This window comes from Neorhizobium sp. DAR64860/K0K1 (genome assembly GCF_050500205.1).
GTDB lineage: Bacteria > Pseudomonadota > Alphaproteobacteria > Rhizobiales > Rhizobiaceae > Neorhizobium > Neorhizobium soli.
The window spans coordinates 1,719,346-1,737,790 of record NZ_CP191459.1; the positions used below are offsets into that span (position 1 = coordinate 1,719,346).

At 58.7% G+C, this 18,445-nt stretch carries 19 protein-coding genes; 9 read left to right on the forward strand and 10 right to left on the reverse strand.

The features are described 5' to 3' along the window. Window positions 1–3: 3 nt before the first annotated feature. From ACQY1J_RS12930 to ACQY1J_RS12950, 5 genes are all read right to left on the reverse strand, one after another. Window positions 4–1,290, reverse strand: a complete 1,287-nt coding sequence (locus ACQY1J_RS12930) for a beta-ketoacyl-ACP synthase (protein WP_430251834.1) — start codon at window positions 1,288–1,290, stop codon at window positions 4–6. Between the two features lie 11 nt (window positions 1,291–1,301). Next, a complete protein-coding gene (locus ACQY1J_RS12935; RefSeq protein ID WP_430251836.1) occupies window positions 1,302–2,498 on the reverse strand; it encodes a beta-ketoacyl-ACP synthase in 1,197 nt (398 codons plus the stop codon). A 102-nt stretch (window positions 2,499–2,600) separates the two neighbouring features. Beyond that, window positions 2,601–3,074, reverse strand: a complete 474-nt coding sequence (locus ACQY1J_RS12940; protein WP_062457169.1) for a 3-hydroxyacyl-ACP dehydratase FabZ family protein — start codon at window positions 3,072–3,074, stop codon at window positions 2,601–2,603. 22 nt (window positions 3,075–3,096) lie between these two features. Then, window positions 3,097–3,381 carry an acyl carrier protein gene (locus tag ACQY1J_RS12945; RefSeq protein ID WP_092662234.1) on the reverse strand — a complete coding sequence of 95 codons (285 nt, stop codon included), beginning with the start codon at window positions 3,379–3,381 and terminating at the stop codon, window positions 3,097–3,099. A 159-nt stretch (window positions 3,382–3,540) separates the two neighbouring features. Continuing rightward, window positions 3,541–4,506 carry a nucleoside hydrolase gene (locus tag ACQY1J_RS12950; RefSeq protein ID WP_430251838.1) on the reverse strand — a complete coding sequence of 322 codons (966 nt, stop codon included), beginning with the start codon at window positions 4,504–4,506 and terminating at the stop codon, window positions 3,541–3,543. Window positions 4,507–4,705: 199 nt separating this feature from the next. On the opposite strand from ACQY1J_RS12950, the gene ACQY1J_RS12955 reads away from it, so the two are divergent. Next, window positions 4,706–5,491 (forward strand): TSUP family transporter, encoded by a 786-nt coding sequence (locus tag ACQY1J_RS12955; protein WP_062457174.1) that lies wholly within the window; start codon window positions 4,706–4,708, stop codon window positions 5,489–5,491. Between the two features lie 31 nt (window positions 5,492–5,522). Here ACQY1J_RS12955 and cobU read toward each other — a convergent pair whose 3' ends face one another. Then, window positions 5,523–6,044 carry a bifunctional adenosylcobinamide kinase/adenosylcobinamide-phosphate guanylyltransferase gene (gene cobU, locus ACQY1J_RS12960; protein WP_062457177.1) on the reverse strand — a complete coding sequence of 174 codons (522 nt, stop codon included), beginning with the start codon at window positions 6,042–6,044 and terminating at the stop codon, window positions 5,523–5,525. A 262-nt stretch (window positions 6,045–6,306) separates the two neighbouring features. On the opposite strand from cobU, the gene ACQY1J_RS12965 reads away from it, so the two are divergent. From ACQY1J_RS12965 to ACQY1J_RS12985, 5 genes are all read left to right on the forward strand, one after another. Beyond that, window positions 6,307–6,486 (forward strand): hypothetical protein, encoded by a 180-nt coding sequence (locus ACQY1J_RS12965; RefSeq protein ID WP_430251840.1) that lies wholly within the window; start codon window positions 6,307–6,309, stop codon window positions 6,484–6,486. 663 nt (window positions 6,487–7,149) lie between these two features. Beyond that, complete coding sequence (locus ACQY1J_RS12970) at window positions 7,150–8,145, forward strand: ABC transporter substrate-binding protein (RefSeq protein WP_092662231.1); 996 nt, start codon at window positions 7,150–7,152, stop codon at window positions 8,143–8,145. A 204-nt stretch (window positions 8,146–8,349) separates the two neighbouring features. Continuing rightward, window positions 8,350–9,258, forward strand: coding sequence for an ABC transporter permease (locus tag ACQY1J_RS12975; protein ID WP_062457186.1), 909 nt, complete (start codon window positions 8,350–8,352; stop codon window positions 9,256–9,258). After that, the gene (locus ACQY1J_RS12980; protein WP_113166482.1) at window positions 9,251–10,303 is read left to right on the forward strand and encodes a quaternary amine ABC transporter ATP-binding protein; all 1,053 of its coding nucleotides are present in this window, start codon (window positions 9,251–9,253) and stop codon (window positions 10,301–10,303) included. Before ACQY1J_RS12975 ends, ACQY1J_RS12980 begins: the two co-directional genes overlap by 8 nt. A gap of 165 nt (window positions 10,304–10,468) precedes the next feature. Beyond that, window positions 10,469–10,819: a hypothetical protein gene (locus tag ACQY1J_RS12985; protein ID WP_062458086.1), complete on the forward strand. Its 351-nt coding sequence runs from the start codon at window positions 10,469–10,471 to the stop codon at window positions 10,817–10,819. A gap of 132 nt (window positions 10,820–10,951) precedes the next feature. Here the strand turns inward: ACQY1J_RS12985 and ACQY1J_RS12990 are convergent, their stop codons facing one another. Continuing rightward, the gene (locus ACQY1J_RS12990; protein WP_062457192.1) at window positions 10,952–11,110 is read right to left on the reverse strand and encodes an entericidin; all 159 of its coding nucleotides are present in this window, start codon (window positions 11,108–11,110) and stop codon (window positions 10,952–10,954) included. Window positions 11,111–11,405: 295 nt separating this feature from the next. Here ACQY1J_RS12990 and ACQY1J_RS12995 point away from each other — a divergent pair, with 295 nt between their 5' ends. Then, window positions 11,406–12,182 carry a formyl transferase gene (locus ACQY1J_RS12995; RefSeq protein WP_430251842.1) on the forward strand — a complete coding sequence of 259 codons (777 nt, stop codon included), beginning with the start codon at window positions 11,406–11,408 and terminating at the stop codon, window positions 12,180–12,182. Between the two features lie 21 nt (window positions 12,183–12,203). Here ACQY1J_RS12995 and ACQY1J_RS13000 read toward each other — a convergent pair whose 3' ends face one another. Next, window positions 12,204–13,097 carry a LysR family transcriptional regulator gene (locus ACQY1J_RS13000; protein WP_062458089.1) on the reverse strand — a complete coding sequence of 298 codons (894 nt, stop codon included), beginning with the start codon at window positions 13,095–13,097 and terminating at the stop codon, window positions 12,204–12,206. Window positions 13,098–13,311: 214 nt separating this feature from the next. Between ACQY1J_RS13000 and ACQY1J_RS13005 the strand changes: the two genes are divergently transcribed. Together ACQY1J_RS13005 and ACQY1J_RS13010 are read left to right on the forward strand one after the other, a co-directional pair. Then, a complete protein-coding gene (locus ACQY1J_RS13005; protein WP_430251844.1) occupies window positions 13,312–13,521 on the forward strand; it encodes a hypothetical protein in 210 nt (69 codons plus the stop codon). Between the two features lie 219 nt (window positions 13,522–13,740). After that, on the forward strand, window positions 13,741–14,769 hold the full coding sequence (locus ACQY1J_RS13010) for a GlxA family transcriptional regulator (protein WP_062458093.1): 1,029 nt from the start codon (window positions 13,741–13,743) through the stop codon (window positions 14,767–14,769). A gap of 71 nt (window positions 14,770–14,840) precedes the next feature. Here ACQY1J_RS13010 and ACQY1J_RS13015 read toward each other — a convergent pair whose 3' ends face one another. Together ACQY1J_RS13015 and ACQY1J_RS13020 are read right to left on the reverse strand one after the other, a co-directional pair. Continuing rightward, on the reverse strand, window positions 14,841–15,689 hold the full coding sequence (locus ACQY1J_RS13015) for a response regulator (RefSeq protein ID WP_174196706.1): 849 nt from the start codon (window positions 15,687–15,689) through the stop codon (window positions 14,841–14,843). 173 nt (window positions 15,690–15,862) lie between these two features. Then, a complete protein-coding gene (locus ACQY1J_RS13020; protein ID WP_430251940.1) occupies window positions 15,863–18,433 on the reverse strand; it encodes a mechanosensitive ion channel domain-containing protein in 2,571 nt (856 codons plus the stop codon). Between the last annotated feature and the right edge of the window lie 12 nt (window positions 18,434–18,445).

Here is an 18,445-nt window from a genome sequence, read left to right on the forward strand (position 1 = left end):
GCCTTACGCCGGTTCCAGCGTCATGACAAGGCTGGCGTTCTGGCCGCCGAAGCCGAAGGAATTGGACAGAACCGCCCTTGGCGCACCGTCCCGCTTCACATTCGGCACCACATCCAGCTCGATCGTCGGATCGGCATTGGTGTAGTTGATGGTCGGCGGCAGAGTGCCGGTCAGCATCGTCTGGATCGAGAATACGGCTTCGACAGCACCGGCTGCCGTCAGCGTATGACCGATCATCGACTTGTTCGACGATACCGGAATCCCCTTCAGCCCCTCGCCGAACACGGCGAGCATGGAGCTATATTCCATCTTGTCGTTTTCCGGCGTCGATGTGCCGTGAGCGTTGATATAGCCGATGCCGCTTTCGTCCATGCCCGCATCTTCAAGCGCCGCCCGGATCGTGGCGATCGCCGGGCCGCCGTCCGGGGACGAGCGGGTGCGGTGGAAGTGATCGGCCTTTTCGCCGAGACCCTTGACGATGCCGAGCACCTTGGCGCCGCGCGCGATAGCCGACTGCAGGGATTCCAGAACGAGCGTTGCCGCGCCTTCCGCGATGACAAAGCCGTCGCGATCCTTGCTGAACGGCTTGGACGCCTTTTCCGGCGGATCATTTTGCGTCGAAAGCGCAGACAGAAGCGAGAAGCGCACGAGTGCCTCGACGCTGACAGAACCGTCGGTCGCTGCGACCAGAGCCTTGTCGGTACGACCCTGACGGATCGCTTCGACGCCGAGCTGGATCGCGGTTGCACCAGAGGCGCAGGCGGTTGAAAGCGTTACGGGCAGGCCACGGGTACCAAACTTGTCGGCCAGGCGCTCCGAAATCGAACCGAACTGGACGGCTTCGAGAAAGACAGGATCAGGACGCTCGCGCATGGCCGTCAGAAAGCGATCGTAGGCGTCGCCCTCCTGTGTCGATGGCGGTGCACGGTCTGCGAGCGCGAAACGGTCGGACCATTCCGGCTCAACCGGCGGCGCTGCCAGAAACAGCGGTCCGTCGAAATCGCCGGACAATCCGGCTTGTGCCATCGCCTCCGCGGTCGTCTCGCGAGCAAAGGCAAAGGAACGCTCGACCGAGTTCTCGGCCGGCACCTTGATGAAGTCCACCGTGCCGCTGATGCGGGTCGAAAGGCCTTCGGTCGGAAAACGGGTGATCTTGTGGATGCCCGACGTGCCAGAGGTCAACGCTGACCAGTTGTCCTCAAGGCCCTGTCCGAGCGAGGTGATGACGCCCATGCCGGTTACCGCGACGATGGGCCGGCCGAGATGATCCGTGAAGCGGTTGTCACTCATGACTGTCTCCTTCACGCTTCAGCAGAGAGGACAGCAATCCCCTCGCCGCGCGTATATCCAACTGTAGTGACAATCGCCTGCTTTGCCGGGGACGCCATCGGCGTCTCGTTTGCGGCGTCGAAGGCCGGGACCTTGGCAGTCGATTCGAGCGTCAGCGCTGCAAGGGCGATGCCGAGCGGGAACTGCGCTTCCATCGCGTGGCCCGTAACGCCGCCAAAGCCGCGGATCGCGGAACCCGGGAAAGCCTGCTCGAGCGCTGTCTTTTCGCGCTTCGCGAGATCGACCATGCCGCTCGCGCCGGAGAACACGACAGTTTCCGCCCCCTGCGTGCCGTGGGCGGTGAGCCGCGACATGCGCTTCTCGAGCCCGCCATCGTCGCGGTTGCCGCGATCGCCTTCGACGGCATCGATCGTTGCATAGATCCGTGCACCACGCGCCTGCGCGTAGCCGCGGGATTCGAGCACCAGGAAGGCGCCCACCGAACCGGTGATCATTCCGCCGCCATTGTCCGGCGAGCGAGACCACAATGGCTGCCAGCCGCCTGTCGCGTGGGCACGGATGCCCTCGACCAGCAGAAGAATATCAGCCCGTTCCGCCACGAAGGCGCCACCGACGAGACTGTGGCTCGACTGGCCCGCCTTGATGCGGTGGAAGGCGGTTTCGATGGCCGAGATACCGGCCGATTCTTCGCCCATGAAGGTGCGGGACGAGCCGGTGACCTTGTGGACGATCGAGATATTGCCCGCCATCAGGTTCGAAAGCTGGGCAAGGAACAATGTCGGACGGAGCTCCGTCGTCAGCTTCTCGTTCAAGACCATGTCGCGATCGTTGCGCTTCAGGGCTTCGTCGACAATCAGCGAGTTGACCTTGATGTCGCGCTCACCGCCGCCGGCTGCAACGATCATGTCCATCGAGGCGCAGGCATCCGCATCCGTCTTCAGGCCGGCGTCGTCGAGAGCGAGCCCTGCGGCGAAAACGCCGAGACGCTGCCAGTTCTCCATCTGGCGCTGATCGCCGCGCTTGGCGATCTGGGCCGACCAGTCGATCTCAGGCATGGGATGGACAGGATAGGGTTTGAAACGCTCCGTTTCGACCTTGGGCTCGTCGATGGACGATCCCGTCAGAAACGCGACATGCGGCTCAATGCCGACGCCGAGCGAGGTCACGATGCCGACCCCGGTAATCACCACATCATTGTCAGACTTCATAACTGTCCTCTTTGCGCGGCCATTGACCAGCGACGACATCAGGCACGACGGGACACTTTAGAACCGGTCCGTCCGGGCCGCATTATTCCCGAAGGCTTTGCGTCAGGTGCCGGCTTGCATCGCCGCAATGAGGCCGATCTCTTCGGCGCGCTTGCGCACGATCGGCGCCAGCGGAACTTCACTGAAAGGCATGGTCCGCAGCTTGAGCTGCGCATCGCACACCTTCTTGCCGCCCGACGTAATCTTTGCCTTTGTCACCATGTAGCCGGAACCCTCATGCTCCAGAAACGCCTCGATGTCGAGCACGGCGTTCGGCTCGACAAACGCACGCATCTTGGCACTGTCCACCGACATCAGAAATGGCATCGCGGCGAAATCGGTCGCCGCAAGTACCAGCATTCCGGATGCCTGCGCCATGGTTTCGATCAAAAGCACGCCCGGCACGAGCGGCATTCCCGGAAAGTGCCCTTCGAAAACAGGGCTCTTTTCAGGAACGACCGAGCGTGCAGTCAGCGTCTTTCCCGCGAGATCAAGCGTTTCCACCCGATCAATCATCTGGAAATATTCAAGCAGCATGAACTTGCGTCGGCTTTGGGCTTTAGCCCTTTGCCGCCTTCAGTTCGTCGATCTTGGCGCAGAGGTTCTTCAGAACGAAGTATTCCTCCGTCGAGACCTTGCCCTCGTTCACTTCCTGGGTCCACTGCTCGAGCGGAATCTTGATCCCGAATTCCTTGTCGATTGCGAAAACGATGTCGAGGAAGTCCAGGCTGTCGATGCCAAGATCGTCGATCGTGTGGCTCTCCGGCGTGATCGTCTCGCGGTCGATCTCGCTGGTTTCAGCGATGATGTCGGCAACTTTGTCGAATGTAGCAGTCACGCCCATGTCCTTTTAAAAAGTCTGTATTCGGTGTTCCACATAAGGAAACCAATCGAAAATGCCAATGGGTTCCAACAAGACGGCGCCAATTTGCCGCTACATTGTTGCCTAAACATCGATTGCCGATCGGTCAGAATGCCAAACCGCCCTCAAATTTGAAGAGGGCTAGGCCGGCCGACCTGCCGTCAGCGCGACACGGATAACGTCCAGGACCTTTTCGGGTTGGACACCGACCGCGACCTTCTGGCTTGGCTGATCATCCCAAGGACTATCGACGAACCGTCGGCCTGTGTCAGGCGCCTGGATCGTCTCGCCATCGGCAATGCCGCCGCAGACCACGCGGACAGGGCCGCTGCGGAGTTTGAACAGATCGGGCGCCACCAGATAGACGCAGGCACAGCTGTCGTGGATTGCCATTCCATCGAGACCCGCGCCCTGGCGGTAGAAATCGATATAGAACTGCGAAAGGTCGGACAGGAGTGTTAGCGCCTTATCGCCACCCTTGGCCAACTCAGCCATATCATCTGACGACATCATCGTCTTCATGGTGACGTCGAGGCCGAAAGCAATGACGTTCCACGGCGCGGTAAAGACGATATCGGCGGCATCCGGATCGCCGTGAATATTTGCTTCGGCTGCTGGCGTCACATTGCCATTGACGTCGAAAGCGCCGCCCATGATCACCACCTGCTTGGTCAGGCCTGCGATCTCCGGATCAGCCTGCAGCGCCAAAGCCAGGTTGGTCATGCGACCGACCGCGACAATGGTGATTTCGCCGGGATTGGCCCTGATCGTATCGATGATGAATTGCGATGCCTCGCGCGGATCGAGCGGCCAATCGATTTCGAGAGGCACGCCGATATTGCCGAGGCCATCCTCGCCGTGCACGACCGTTGGCGAGTGTTGCTCGACCCGCGACGGATCAAGCGTCTTGCCCGCCCCTTTGGCGATGGGCGCGTCGATGCCCCACTCCTTGTGCAGGAACTGGGCGTTGCGCGTGGTCAGTTCGATCGAGGCATTTCCGAACACCGTTGTCACGCCGAGAAGATCGATATCCGGATGGCGATGCAGAAACAGCAGCGCCATGGCGTCGTCTACGCCGGGGTCAGTATCGAATATGACTTTTTGCATGCGAATACCTTGAAATGCTCGCCGCCAGCCAGCGGCCGTTCATCGCGCAACATAGCGCCGCAACGGTTTACTGCAATGCAGCCGCAATCTGCAACCGCTGCCAGCGCCCCCCCTATTGCCGGATCACCGATTCGGTGCCACAAGCCGGCGCGCATCCCTCCGCCATTTCCCCTCCTCTCCTTCACGCAGAGCGCCAGCCTTGAGCGACATTGCATTTCAGCTGCTTTTTCTTCTTTTCCTCGCAGCCATCTTCGCGGGGTTCGTTGATTCGATTGCGGGTGGCGGCGGGCTGATCACCATCCCCGTCCTGCTCATTGCCGGCATTCCGCCGCTGGAATCGATCGCGACGAACAAGCTGCAATCCCAGTTCGGCTCGGCATCGGCAACAATCGCCTATGCGCGCAAGGGCCATGTGAAGCTGAAAGAGCAGCTGCCGATGGCAGCCATGGCGGCGCTCGGCGGCGCCATCGGTGCGCTGCTTGCCTCCATCGTTCCAGCCGAATTCCTGACGACCGCGATCCCCTTTCTGCTGGTGGCAATCGCAATCTTCTTTGCGATCAAACCCAATCTCGGCGATCTGGAAAGTCACCGACGGGTGACGCCGTTCGTTTTCGGGCTGACCGCCGTGCCGATCGTCGGGCTCTACGATGGCGTCTTCGGGCCTGGGGCCGGTTCATTTTATATGCTGGGCTTCGTTCTGCTCGCCGGCTTCGGACTGCTCAAGGCGACCGCCCACACGAAGCTCATCAATCTCGGCTCCAACTTCGGGTCGTTTCTGGTGTTTGCAGCGTCGGGATCGGTGCTCTGGAAGATCGGCCTGATGATGGGCGTTGGCCAGTTCATCGGTGCGCAGATCGGGTCGCGACTGGCGATGCGGAACGGTGCGAAAATCATCAAGCCGCTGCTGGTGATCTCATGCATTGCGCTTGCGACCAAACTGATCGCCAATCCGGCTCATCCGGTTCGTATCTGGCTGGGGTTCTAGATTATCTCCCGACCGAAACCAGTATAGCCCGTCACCCCTTCATCTTCAGCGGTAAGCCGGCGGCCACGAGAAATACATCGTCTGCCACGGCTGCGATTGCCTGATGCAGGCGGCCGGCATGATCGCGGAAGTCTCGCGCCATGCGATTGTCCGGCACGATACCGAGACCGACTTCATTCGACACGAGGATGACGGTCGAAGCAGTATCCCTCAGATAAGACAGAAGTCCTTCAGAGGCTAAGGCAATGTCTGCCTCCGCCATCATCAGGTTCGTCACCCACAGCGTGAGGCAGTCGACGAGGATGACGACATCATCAGAGTCTATGCTGCGAAGGTTGGCTGCGAGGTTCAACGGTGTTTCGTGGGTGATCCAGCCCGTGCCACGGTCGGCTTGATGGCGCAGAATGCGTTCTTCCATCTCGGCGTCATAGGCGCGGCCTGTGGCAATGTAGTGCCTGTTGAGACCGGTTTCGCCGCTAAGTTTTTCAGCGAAGGATGACTTGCCGGATCTGGCGCCGCCAAGGACAAGGACGACGCGCCCGGAGCGGGTCATGGCAGCAGGCCGATCGCAGAGAAAGGGACCGGACAATTCGTAGATGAGGAAGGCGTCCGGCCCTGCTGGTGTTTGCTCTGGATTTGCATTGCAGCGCCATGTTGACTCGTTGAAGGTCGCCCGTCAATCCCATGCGGGTTAGACATTTAGGGGCGCGATCTCACAACTTTCTCAATGGGCATTCTGTTTGCGACATGCGCTGCCGACTTGTTGCGTTGAAACGCGCTGGTTCGCCGCGTATCTGAGCGCATATGAAAACGACATGGCTTCGGTCTACGAAGCCTTTGAGGAAACACCGATGCTTTACATCTTCATGAACAATGATGGCGTTCAGATTGCCTGGAATTCGAGCCTTCCGCGTCGTGATCGTCAGACCCGCGCCATGGAACTCGACACGCGCTTTTCGCTGCTCGGTTTCATCCGTACGTTCAGCGCTGGCTGATGTGAAATCAGAACCCAAAAGTCGACATTGACGCAACCATAGCGCGATCTTTCATTTCGAGATCGCTTGCGTCACTGCAAAATGGTTATGGCGTCCGGTACGCACTACCTGATCCGGCGCCAAGTCGTTCGAGGACGACCATGGCGGCAACATCTACGCGTACATTCTTACCGTATGGTTATTAGCGCGTTACCAATGCCTGCAGTTTCAATTTTTTTTCCCCACACTGCGTGAATTTTTCTTTGCGACAGCGAGGGCGCTAATCAGCCACTAAACGTCAAATATCGGACGTGACAAAGTGCCGACTGCATGAACGGGCTGCTGCTGGTTGCAGAGTTTGCTTAGTTATTGCCGGCGATGGCGCTTTTGTCGTCACAAAAGAGGCGAACACGATATCTTACAAGGGCTTGGTGATATGCCCGTTATTGTGCTATTACTCGCGGACAGTTGATTTCTGCTTCGGAAAACGTAGGCTGATACTGCTGACACATTATTGCGCAACGCCTGTGACATCATTCGCTGGCGTATAAAAGACGCATGAGGCCAGCTGGCCGGTGCAATCACATCTACCGGTTGATCGCACAAAGCCGCAGTCATCGGGTGCCGGCTATCGGCGCCTCCAGAGTTGAACACTGTCAAGAATAAGACTGGGAGGTCTTACACATGAAGAAACTCCTCACTTCCGCAGCCTTCGCCGCCGGTCTTTACGCTTTTGCCGGCACTGCCCATGCCGACTGCGGTTCGGTATCAATCGCAGAGATGAACTGGGCGTCCGCAGGGGTTGCCGCTCATATCGACAAGATCATTCTCGAAAACGGGTATGGCTGCTCGGTGGAAATGGTGACCGGCGACACGATGCCGACCTTCACATCGATGAACGAAAAAGGTCAGCCTGACCTTGCACCCGAATTCTGGGTCAACGCCGTGCGTACCCCGCTCGACGCAGCTGTCAAGGAAGGACGCCTCGTCATCGCTGCGGAAATCCTTGCCGACGGCGCTGTCGAAGGATGGTGGATCCCGAAATTCCTTGCGGACGCGCACCCGGATATCAAGACCGTTCAGCAGGCGCTTGCGCATCCCGAACTCTTCCCGGCACCGGAAGACAAATCCAAGGGCGCGGTCACCAACTGCCCGTCCGGCTGGAACTGCCAGACCTCGACTGCCAACCTCTATAAGGCTCTCGGCGCAAGCGAAAAAGGCTTTGAACTGGTCGATACCGGCTCTGCTGCCGGGCTCGACGGCTCGATTGCCGGCGCATTCGAGAAGAAAACCGGCTGGCTCGGCTATTACTGGGCTCCGACCGCGATTCTCGGCAAGTACGAGATGGTGAAGCTGTCCTTCGATACGCCGCATGACAAGGCCAACTGGGATGCCTGCACGGCGGTTCCGGATTGCCCGAACCCAAAGGTCAACTCCTATCCGAGTTCGGAAGCCTTCACGGTCGTAACGAAGAAGTTCGCCGACAAGGCCGGCGTCGCGATGGATTACATCAAGGCCCGCAAATGGGGCAATGCCACGATCAACAGCGTTCTCGCCTGGCAGACCGACAACCAGGGCACCAATGAAGACGCCGCCAAGCACTTCCTTACAACCAGCCCGGAAATCTGGAGCAAGTGGGTCAGTGCCGACGTCGCTGAAAAGGTAAAGGCCGCTCTCTGAGCCTAGCCTTGCCAATGAGGGAAGCCGATCTGCGGCTTCCCGCTCAAGGCGCGTGAGAAGTCGCGACAAGCCGTCCACCGCTGACGGTCGCGCGAACCCGACGCCTTATCCATTGCAGACGTGCATGAAGCTGATTTGGTCAGGAAGGCGCTCGGGCAGCCATGCCGGGTTACGCCAAAAATCCAACCTATAAAGGGGAACATCATGGCAACCTGCAACTTCCTGCCGAACGCTCTCTGTAGCTTTCCGGCGATCAGCGACGCTTCCATCCGTGAAGCGCGCAAGGTCATCGATGAGGGGTTCAAGAGCCTTGTTCGCGAATATACCGGCTTTATCGATACGATCGTCCAGCCCCTGCAATGGTTCCTGAACTTCCTGGAAAGGCTGTTCACCAACTCGCCGTGGATCATCGTTCTCGCCGTCATCCTCACCATCGTCTATCTCGGCAGCCGCAGCATCCGCATCACCATCGGTACCGCGCTCGGAATGTCGTTCATTGGCTTTATCGGCCTTTGGAACGATGCGATGATCACGCTCGCGATCACCACGGTCGCAACTCTCATCTCCATCATCGTCGGCATCCCTATCGGCATCCTGATGGCGCGGTCCGACCGCGCGCAGGCAAGCGTCAACCCGGTTCTCGACGTGATGCAGACCCTGCCGAGCTTTGTCTACCTCATCCCCGTGGTGATGATTTTCGGTATCGGCAAAGTTCCGGGACTGATTGCGGTGGTCATCTATGCGGTCCCGCCAATGATCCGCCTGACCAATCTCGGCATCCGGCTTGTCGACAAGGAAGTGCTCGAAGCTGCAGATGCGTTCGGTTCGTCGCCAAGCCAGAAGCTGAAGAACGTGCAGATGCCGCTGGCCCTGCCGACAATCATGGCCGGGATCAACCAGACGATCATGATGTCGCTGGCGATGGTCGTAGTCGCATCCATGGTCGGCGTCGGCGGGCTTGGCCGCAACACGCTGCAGGCGATCAACAACCAGTTCTTTACGTTCGGCATCATGAACGGTTTCGCGCTTGTTGCGATCGCCATCATTTTCGACCGAACAAGCCAGGCATTCGGCAAGCGCCTGCAAAAACATTCGGAGGTGGTCCATGGCTAGTCACGGCATCGAGATCAAAGGTCTCTACAAAATCTTCGGCGCGAACGGTCGCCAGTATATCGACGCCATCAAGGCGGGCATGACGAAGACCGAGCTCAACAAGAACCACGGTCATGTGCTCGGCCTGAAAGACATCAACATATCCATGCCGGCGGGCGGCATCACGGTCGTCATGGGTCTGTCTGGTTCCGGCAAATCGACCCTGATCCGCCATATCAACCGGCTGATAGACCCGACCTACGGCGAAGTCGTCTATGACGGCGTCGACGTGTGCACGATGAGCGAAAACGATCTTCGGGAATTCCGTCGGCACAAGACGGCGATGGTGTTTCAGAAATTCGCGCTCCTGCCGCATCGGACCGTGATCGAGAACACCGTCTACGGGTTGGATATCCAGGGCGTGCCTCGCGCGGAAAGCTTCAAGAAAGGCCAGTACTGGATCGAGCGGGTCGGCCTCTCCGGCTTCGAGAACCACTACCCGAACCAGCTTTCCGGCGGCATGCAGCAACGCGTCGGCCTCGCACGGGCGCTGACCAACGATGCCGACATCCTTTTGATGGACGAGGCCTATTCCGCGCTCGATCCGCTAATCCGCGTGGATATGCAGACCGTGCTTCTCGATCTCCAGGCAGAGCTCAAGAAGACCGTCGTATTCATCACCCATGATCTCGACGAGGCGCTGAGACTGGGTGACAAGATTGCCATTCTGCGCGATGGCGAAGTGGTGCAGCAGGGAACCGGCCAAGATATCGTCCTGTCACCGGCTGATGACTACATCACCGCCTTCGTCAAGGAGGTGAACCGAGGGCGTGTGTTGCAGGCAAAAACCGTCATGAAACCGTTCGACGGTCTGACTGACGGCATCAGGCTTGCGGGCAACACGACGATCGAAGCCGCTGCGAGAGCGATCTGCGAGGCGAGCCTGACACGGGCAACGGTTACAGATCCGACTGGAGCGCCTGTCGGGACGCTCGACCTGCACACCATCATTTCTGCCATGGTCAGCCCTGCATCATCGGAGGAGGCACGGATCGCTGCGGAATGACAGGGCTCGGCGTCGGACCGTTCTGAAGCCAACCGGCCATATGCCGACGTCCTTATCGACAAGGTCGACATGTTGGGCGATAAGATCGACAAAGGTCAGGACGGCGCTCCCCACGGTGTGGAGGCGTGGATCTGGCGTGAAACGATCACGGTAAAGGATGAAGACGTGAGCAACATTTCGCCAATTGGCAGCCGCGAGACCGTTGCCGAGAGTTTCGAGAACCGGTCGGCCGAACAGCAGTCCTGGCTTGTTCTGTTGATGGAGAACCCGTCGAGCGATGACCTTCTCCTGTCGGGTCTGCATCTCTACCTGGATCAGGCGAGTGAAGGACGGTTTCTCAACTCTTTGAAACTGGAAAAATCTGGTGGATGGCTCGGCAATGCAGCGCCGGCGCGGCTTCAGATCCGCATTGCGGAAGCGGCGAAATCCAGCCAGCACCCGGCTTATCAGGCGTTCAAGAAGGGTCTTGATCAGTCAGGCGGCTTCGAGCGCGCCTATCCAAAGGCTCGAGTCTGATCAAGTCGAGCAAAGCGCATCGAAACTGGCCGTAGCTTGTACGCCAAGACCGCCCTGCCCCTCGCTGCGGGGCACCTCAGCAGCCTCGCTGCCGGCACGTGATGGCCGACAGCGGAGCTGGGGAGTAACTAATTACTGTGCAGCCTTGCCAACGCGGTGGCCGGCGTCCTGGGTGGCGTTCACGGTGTTCGCCGTGTCCTGGCCTACGCCGCGGATCGTGTTGCCACACGAGCTGAGCGAAGCTGCCGTTACGAAAAGTGCGGCGATAACCGTGACTGTCTTTGCCGTCATGTTAGAAAACTCCCTGGATGAAGATCAAATCGTTCGGAAAATCAATTTCCGGCACAGGAACGTTCCAGCTCGGAAAAAGTTCACGTGATCAAATGTGATGTGTCTCTTAGCGACCGCTGTGATGCTTTTTGGCAACAGCCCGATCGCGCCCGATGACTTCACCGCCGGTTCCAGCACAATGATACAGGACAAATCGGTTGTCGCAGCGCGCGAACCGAGAGGTCGGTGTGAATTTGCCAATCTTTCCCCGTTACTATGAGCGCGCACGCTACGCGGTCAATTACGGGGCAGGCCCATGACGGAACATTCATCTTCTCGGGTTTTGATCATGACTGCTGGCGGCATAAACCCGCAGGTGATGATCAATGCCATCCATCGGGAGTTTTCTGATCTCCACGTTATCCAGGAGGAAGCGGAACGGAAATCGGTGCTTCTGAAGCGGCGCGCGAAGCGGTTTGGATGGATGCATGCGCTTGGTCAGCTGGCTACGATGATTGCGTCACGGCTCGGCAAAGGCATCGCAGCGAGACGGTCTGAAGAGATCATTCACGAGCACGGGTTGATAGCGGCTTCCAACCCGGCAGTTCCTGTGACATCCGTATCGTCCCTGAATGACGCTTCGTGTCACGCTGCGGTAAGTGCAATCCGACCGGCAGTCGTCTTCACGATATCCTGCCGTATCCTGTCATCCCGAACGCTTGCCGCGATCCCCTGCCCCGTGATCAACTTCCACGCCGGCATCAACCCGATGTATCGTGGCCAGATGGGCGGGTACTGGGCTCTCGTGGAAGGCGATGCGCAGAATTTCGGGGCAACCGTCCATCTCGTTGACAACGGGGTCGATACCGGCGGAACGCTTTACGAGAAACGGATATCTCCGGCCCGTTCCGACACGATGGCAACCTATCCGCTCCTGATGACGGCATCCGCGACGGATATCGCAATCAAAGCAATCCAGGATGCGATCACGGGCAATCTGAAGCCGTATGAACCATCCGGGCCATCAGCCCTGCGCTTTCCGCCGCCGATCTGGACGTGGCTTTATCACGGCATCACCAAGAAGATCTGGTGATGCTCACGGAAATGCCCGAGTTCAGGCCGCCGTTGCCAGCGCGCCGAACGCTTCCCTCATGCTTTCCGCGACAGCCTTGGCCGGGGCCGAGAGATGGGGCGCGGTTAGAAGCCGAATGTCGAAGCTGATGAGTTCTGGCAGCCCTTCCTTGGCGCCCAGAACCTGCATGTCGCTCGTGACATAGGAAAGCGGGAATGGTGCGATCGCAAGGTCGGACACGACTGCTGCGCGCTGCGCCATCGTATGGGAGCTCGCATAGGCGATACGATAGGAGCGCTTGTGGCGATCGAGCTGAGAGATCGCATCCTGCCGCCACACGCACCCATCCTCCCAGACGGAGATCGGTAGCGGATCACGCAAGTAGGCATTGCCGCATTTAGCACCGGCCCAGACGAGCCGTTCGGAATGGATCACTTCACCGGTGGTCGGGAACGGCCTTGTCGCGCAGTTGATCAGGGTGAGATCCAGCCGCTGCTCATCCATCCGCCGGCGTAACTGCAGGCTCTGGTCGACGGTGACATCGACCATGATCCCCGGAAAGCTCTCTCCGAAATCCTTCAGGAGCTTTGGAAGTAACCGCTCGGCGATATCATCGGGAGCGCCCAGCCTCACGACGCCCGCTAGATCGGGCATGACGAATCGCGAGACCGCTTCGTTCGATAGAGCGAGCATCCGGCGCGCATAGGACAGAAGCATTTCGCCATTCTGCGTCAACGACACGGATCGCGCGTCCCGCAGGAACAGCGTCGTCTTCAACTGTTCTTCGAGCTTCTTGATCTGCATGGACACGGCCGACGGCGTTCGCAGAACCGCTTCGGCCGCAGTCGAAAAGTTGCCCGTCTCGGCAATGGCAACAAAGGTTCTGAGGATGTCGATATCGAGCAATGGAAGAGGCGGTCGAAACGGAACGGTCATCGTCATCACCATCAATTAAATTGAACCTAAGCACCATATCATTTCGTTTGATTGAAAGTCAAACAGGTCGCACCCTTGGAAACACGACACGCCATTTCAAAACAAAACTAATTTTGATGGGATGGATCATTTTAATTCTCTTTTTTGATGACTGACAGCAGTTCACTTTGAACCCGCGTCCAGTGCTCGAACGAGAGCCCCAAGGAGAAAATCGATGAGCATCATGACCTATCGTGAGAGTGTACAGCCACGAACATCGCAGTCGTCGTTTGCGACATACGTCGGGCTTGCCCGCAGCATCGTTTCAAACCTGCGGGACGCATGGCGCCGCCGTCAAAATGAACAGGTCCTTGAGGGCCTGCCACCAGAAATCCGCAAGGATATCGGTTGGCCATCCACCGACAACGACCTCAAGCGCCATTGATGCGCAACACTCATGGCCTGCATGCGACATGCAGGCAGGTCTTGAGGCTGCGTCTTTTTTGATCGCCTGTTAACCAGATTATAGTGTGTGCGACCTTTGGACGTCGCAAATTTGACATTTCGCCGTCGTCAAATGTCCTTCTCCGTCACCGCCTTCCGTGTCAATGTCGCTTTTAAAGAAACGACCGGATCAACGGCGGCCAGCGAAGGGAACAGCGACATGGATATAACAAACCGTGGGCACGCGAAGAAACGCGCGCTCGTTTTCTTTCTTGTGCCGCATTTTACGATGCTGCCCTTTGCAGCCGCCGTCGAAACCCTGCGGATCGCAAACCGCATGCTTGGCTACGCCGCCTATACCTGGCGCCTCTGTTCCGTCGATGGCGAGAAGGTCTACTCGTCCAGTGGTATCGGTCTCGAAGTCAATTCCTCTCTTGCAGACGAACGCCGTCACCTGAGCGGTGAGCATCGCCCCAGCATGGTGCTGATGTGTTCCGGCATCTATGTGGAGGAGTTCAACAACAAATCTGTCAACGCCTGGCTGCGCGAGACCTATAACCGCGGCACGGCTGTCGGAAGCCTTTGCACCGGGGCGCATATTCTGGCGCAGGCGGGGCTCCTGAACGGCAAGCGCTGCGCGATCCACTGGGAGAACCTCCCGGGTTTTGCAGAAGCGTTTCCACAGGCGGAAGTCTATGCGGATCTCTACGAGGTCGACTCCAACCTCTATACCTGCGCTGGCGGCACCGCGTCACTCGACATGATGCTGAACCTGATCGGCCAGGATTTCGGCGACAATCTCGTCAACCGTGTCTGCGAACAGCAGCTGACAGATCGCGTCCGCAACCCGCATGACCGCCAGCGTCTTCCCTTGCGTGCCAGGCTCGGGGTCCAGAACTCCAAGGTTCTGCAGATCATAGAGCTGATGGAAAACAATCTGGCCGAGCCGCTGTCACTGGTCGAAATCGCCGACGATGTCGGCCTGTCCCGCCGCCAGATAGAGCGTCTGTTCCGGCAGGAAATGGGCCGATCCCCTGCCCGCTACTATCTCGAGATCCGCCTTGACCGCGCCCGGCATCTGCTGGTGCAGTCCTCGATGCCGGTCGTCGAGGTTGCGGTCGCCTGCGGGTTCGTGTCGGCGTCTCATTTTTCCAAGTGTTACCGCGAGGTCTACAACCGCTCACCCCAGCAGGAACGCGCAGAGCGCAAGCTTTCGCTCAACACCGCACGCACCGGGGTCGTGGTGTAAGTTTTTTAAAGAGCGGCACCCCATCGATATGAGGTGCTGCTCGCTTTGCACACTCAGCAGCTCTCAAGAAATCAGGCAACGTTCCTGACGTCGGCTGCTGGAGCCTTCGAGCGCATCGTGCGGATCTGGATCAGCGTATCCAGGTTCTGGTTGACGCGGCAGTAGAACTCCTCGTCGATGAAGGGCCGCAACATGAAGTCATTGCCGCCGGCCTTCAAGAACCGGGCGGAAAGCAGCCGGTCCGACGACGAAGACACGCCGATCACGCGCAGTTCGTGGGAACCGCGAACCGAGCGGATGCGGCGCGTCAGTTCGAAACCATCGATATCGGGCATGTTGTAGTCGGTGACGACGAGACCGATATCGGGGCTCTTCTTCAGGATCTCGAGGGCCTTGGCGCCGTTCTCGGCGACACTGACCCTAAAGTTATAGCGCTTCAGACGACTCGACAGCAATGCGCGGGCGGTCATGCTATCATCGACGATCAGGACGTGATGGCGGTGGTTGGTCAGGAACCGGCAAACCGATTCCGCCAGCATGTCGACCGCAAAGACGTTGTCCTTCAGGATATAATCCACGATATCCTTGGCCAGTAGCCTATCGCGTGTTTCCTGCTGGAAGGTGCCGGTAAAGACGATGGTCGGGATCGACAGATCGATCAGGTATTCCAGCGCCTCTCCGTTTTCAGCACCCGGGAGGTTGATGTTGGAGATCGCAAGCGTGACAGGCTCGGTGGAGCGATCGTAAGCAAGCTGCAGATCTTCGAAGTTACGGCAGATCTCAATCTCGATGCCGAACAGTTCTTTCAATCGGGTCCCGACCATCGACGTAAATACGTTAGAATCTTCCGCAAGCAATATGCGCGCATTCGCCAAAGATTCGCCGGAATATTGCATGCCGGAAATGCCGAGAAATGTCATGGTACCCTTTTAACCCCGATCCTTGCCCCATTTGTTTAACTCTATGCGAAGCAATTTTCAGAAGCGTTAATTAGGCAGTACTTTCACATCTTGAGCGCAGCGGTCATCGAGTTACCGCTGCCTAAAGTGAATGATGTATTATTCCGGTACCTTACCATTCTCGGCGTGTGGCTTTACGCGCCACCCGCCGTATCTCCCTCATCGGGCAGGACCGGCTTTCCGCGGTGGAAGACGATCTCCTGCTGCGGGAACGGAATCTCGATGCCCTCCGCGCGGAAGCGCTGCAGAATGGCGATCCTGAGGTTGTTCCGGATGCGAAGACCATCGCCCATGTCAGCGAGATGGAAACGAAGCTCGAAATTCAGCGACGACGGCCCGAATGTCAGGAACTCGACGTGAGGCTCCGGATTCCGCAGCACTTCGGGGATCTGGTCGACGAGTTCCAGCAGAATGTCCATCACCCGTTGCGGGTCAGCGTTGTAGCTGACAGCGATCGGAATTTCCGAACGGCCGATCTTGTTGCGATGCGTCCAGTTGCCGACCGCGGCGTTGATCAGGTCGGAGTTCGGCACGATGATAGATTGTTTGCGGAAGGTCTCGATCTCGGTCGCACGTACAGAAATCCGCTTGACGATACCTTCGTTTGCACCCGTCACCACGTGGTCACCCACCTTGAACGGACGTTCCACAAGCAGAATCAGTCCCGAAACGAAGTTCGATACGATGTTCTGCAGGCCGAAACCGATACCGACCGACAGTGCAGACGCGACAAGAGCAAAGCTTGAGAGGTCAATGCCCGCAGCCGACACGCCGACGATGACGGCAAGCCCGACGCCGAGATAGCCGATGCCCGTCTTCACCGAGTTTCGGACACCAAGATCCACCTGGCTTCGGGCAAGAACGTTGTTGTCGATCCACTTCTGAACCCAATGAGTTACGACAAACCCCAGCCCGAACAGGAGAATGCCGCCGAAAATGCCGACGATCGAGATGGAGACGTTACCGATCCGAATTTCGGTGAAGAAATTGTAGATCCATGCCTCGATATCCGTGGTCTGGAAGCCCCAGGTCAGAAGGATGAGCGGGATGCCGAGAAACAGGGCGAACGCATAGATGCCGAGGCCGGCAACAAGCCCTGTCTGGTCGAGCGCGACCTCGCCAAAATTGCGGCGCTCCGCCAGCTGCCGACCGGCGCCGGTGTTCTTGAACGCACCCTGCTTGGAGATCGCCTTGCCCGACAGGAAGCCCAGATAGACCAGGACGACAACCGCGCCGGTCAGCACGATCTGTGTCGCGACGAAACGGGCAAGACCAATATAGCCCGTCAGGACAGCAAGCAGAAGCAGCCCGCCCATGATCTTCAACAGACCGGAGAAAAACCGCGGCCACGGATGGCCGGTACTGCCGCCACGATCCTCGCCCTCGGCAACGCGCGGCCGTACAAAGGAAATGGCGATCAGGATGAGACCAACGATGACAGCGGCGAACAGGCTCTTGACGATCGTCAGAACCAGTGGCGAGTTCAATGCCTCGCTGATCGCGCCGAGAAGGTAATCCAGTCCGTTGACCACCGCCATGACGAGCACGGCCAATGTCAGCAGCCGCGCGCCCTTATCGGTGATGCGCACCAGTCGCCATGCCGGTTCTCCCGGCGCCATTACGCCATAGGTGAGCTTCCAGACAAACGAGACGAACCAGATGAAGCCGAACAGCGAAGCAATGATCGGCGCCACATCGGGTCTGAGAACATTGAACCCATCGAGGAAAAGATAGGAGGTCACCAGAAAGGCCGCGATCGAGACCGTTTGGATCACGGTCGACCAGAAGGCGACCGAAAGACGCTTGATGTAGGATGGATCTTCCTGACCGTTGCGACGAATGAAGCGGCCGAAAATGCGGTAGCCGCCCCAAAGGAAAAGGGCCGCAGCACCGATGGACAGCGCGATGGCGCTCAGAAGCTGAAGCAGCTTGAAGCGGATGACAAAGCCGATCCAGCTGCCAAGCGTCGCGTTGAAGTTGTGCACTTCAGTTACGAAGGCATTGCCCGCCTCGATGAATAGATCGGCGTTCAATTCCGTATGACGAAACAGCGTCTGCGCGAACAGGGCACGGCGCAGGTTGGTGATCGTGTTCGCGAGATTTGTCGCGCTGTTGGCCAGGTTGTTGGCATCATCGACGATGAGGTTCAGCTCGGAACGCTCATTGACCAGCTTGCCGCGCTCCTCGGCGACGGCCGGCGCTTCCTGCGGCTGCCCTTCGGCCGGTGGTTCTCCGAGGCTCGTCAACCTGGACTGGATCTGCGTGACACGTGCCTTCAGCGTGTCAGACGCGCTGCGCATCTGTTCGACGATCTCTTCCGCCTGCAGGCGAAGCTCGGCCAGTCGGCCGTCGTCAGTCGTATCCTGCCTGACCTGATCGTTGAACGTGGTCAGCCGGCCGCGAAGGCTGTCCAATGTCTCCTTCATTTCATGATTGATCGAGTCGACCGTCACCATCGACTGTGGATCTTGCTGAGCAGATGCCTGCGGTTGCCCGGCCTGCCTGGGGGCTGCCTGGCCCGGCGCGGTCTGGGCTGGTGCCGCTTGGGTCGGTGCAGCCGGGGTTGGCGCAGCCGGGGTCGGTGGAGCTTGGGTCGGTGCAGCCTGGGTTGACGTCGTACCGGTCTGCGGAGCCTGCGCATTGGCCGTAAACGCTGCTGCGGTCACAAGCAGGACGATCATGGATGCGCGGATCGTTCGCGTCATCAGCGACAAGGG

What these genes read in the sequence shown, in the direction of transcription:
- ACQY1J_RS13010 (WP_062458093.1), top strand. Translation starts at nt 13,741, where the DNA reads ATGGATATAACAAACCGTGGGCACGCGAAGAAACGCGCGCTCGTTTTC.
- ACQY1J_RS12970 (WP_092662231.1), top strand. Translation starts at nt 7,150, where the DNA reads ATGAAGAAACTCCTCACTTCCGCAGCCTTCGCCGCCGGTCTTTACGCT.
- ACQY1J_RS13000 (WP_062458089.1), bottom strand. Translation starts at nt 13,097, where the DNA reads ATGACCGTTCCGTTTCGACCGCCTCTTCCATTGCTCGATATCGACATC.
- ACQY1J_RS12930 (WP_430251834.1), bottom strand. Translation starts at nt 1,290, where the DNA reads ATGAGTGACAACCGCTTCACGGATCATCTCGGCCGGCCCATCGTCGCG.
- ACQY1J_RS12950 (WP_430251838.1), bottom strand. Translation starts at nt 4,506, where the DNA reads ATGCAAAAAGTCATATTCGATACTGACCCCGGCGTAGACGACGCCATG.
- ACQY1J_RS13020 (WP_430251940.1), bottom strand. Translation starts at nt 18,433, where the DNA reads ATGACGCGAACGATCCGCGCATCCATGATCGTCCTGCTTGTGACCGCA.
- ACQY1J_RS12940 (WP_062457169.1), bottom strand. Translation starts at nt 3,074, where the DNA reads ATGCTGCTTGAATATTTCCAGATGATTGATCGGGTGGAAACGCTTGAT.
- ACQY1J_RS12975 (WP_062457186.1), top strand. Translation starts at nt 8,350, where the DNA reads ATGGCAACCTGCAACTTCCTGCCGAACGCTCTCTGTAGCTTTCCGGCG.
- ACQY1J_RS12980 (WP_113166482.1), top strand. Translation starts at nt 9,251, where the DNA reads ATGGCTAGTCACGGCATCGAGATCAAAGGTCTCTACAAAATCTTCGGC.
- ACQY1J_RS12990 (WP_062457192.1), bottom strand. Translation starts at nt 11,110, where the DNA reads ATGACGGCAAAGACAGTCACGGTTATCGCCGCACTTTTCGTAACGGCA.
- ACQY1J_RS12995 (WP_430251842.1), top strand. Translation starts at nt 11,406, where the DNA reads ATGACGGAACATTCATCTTCTCGGGTTTTGATCATGACTGCTGGCGGC.
- ACQY1J_RS13005 (WP_430251844.1), top strand. Translation starts at nt 13,312, where the DNA reads ATGAGCATCATGACCTATCGTGAGAGTGTACAGCCACGAACATCGCAG.
- ACQY1J_RS13015 (WP_174196706.1), bottom strand. Translation starts at nt 15,689, where the DNA reads ATGACATTTCTCGGCATTTCCGGCATGCAATATTCCGGCGAATCTTTG.
- ACQY1J_RS12945 (WP_092662234.1), bottom strand. Translation starts at nt 3,381, where the DNA reads ATGGGCGTGACTGCTACATTCGACAAAGTTGCCGACATCATCGCTGAA.
- ACQY1J_RS12935 (WP_430251836.1), bottom strand. Translation starts at nt 2,498, where the DNA reads ATGAAGTCTGACAATGATGTGGTGATTACCGGGGTCGGCATCGTGACC.
- ACQY1J_RS12965 (WP_430251840.1), top strand. Translation starts at nt 6,307, where the DNA reads ATGGCTTCGGTCTACGAAGCCTTTGAGGAAACACCGATGCTTTACATC.
- cobU (WP_062457177.1), bottom strand. Translation starts at nt 6,044, where the DNA reads ATGACCCGCTCCGGGCGCGTCGTCCTTGTCCTTGGCGGCGCCAGATCC.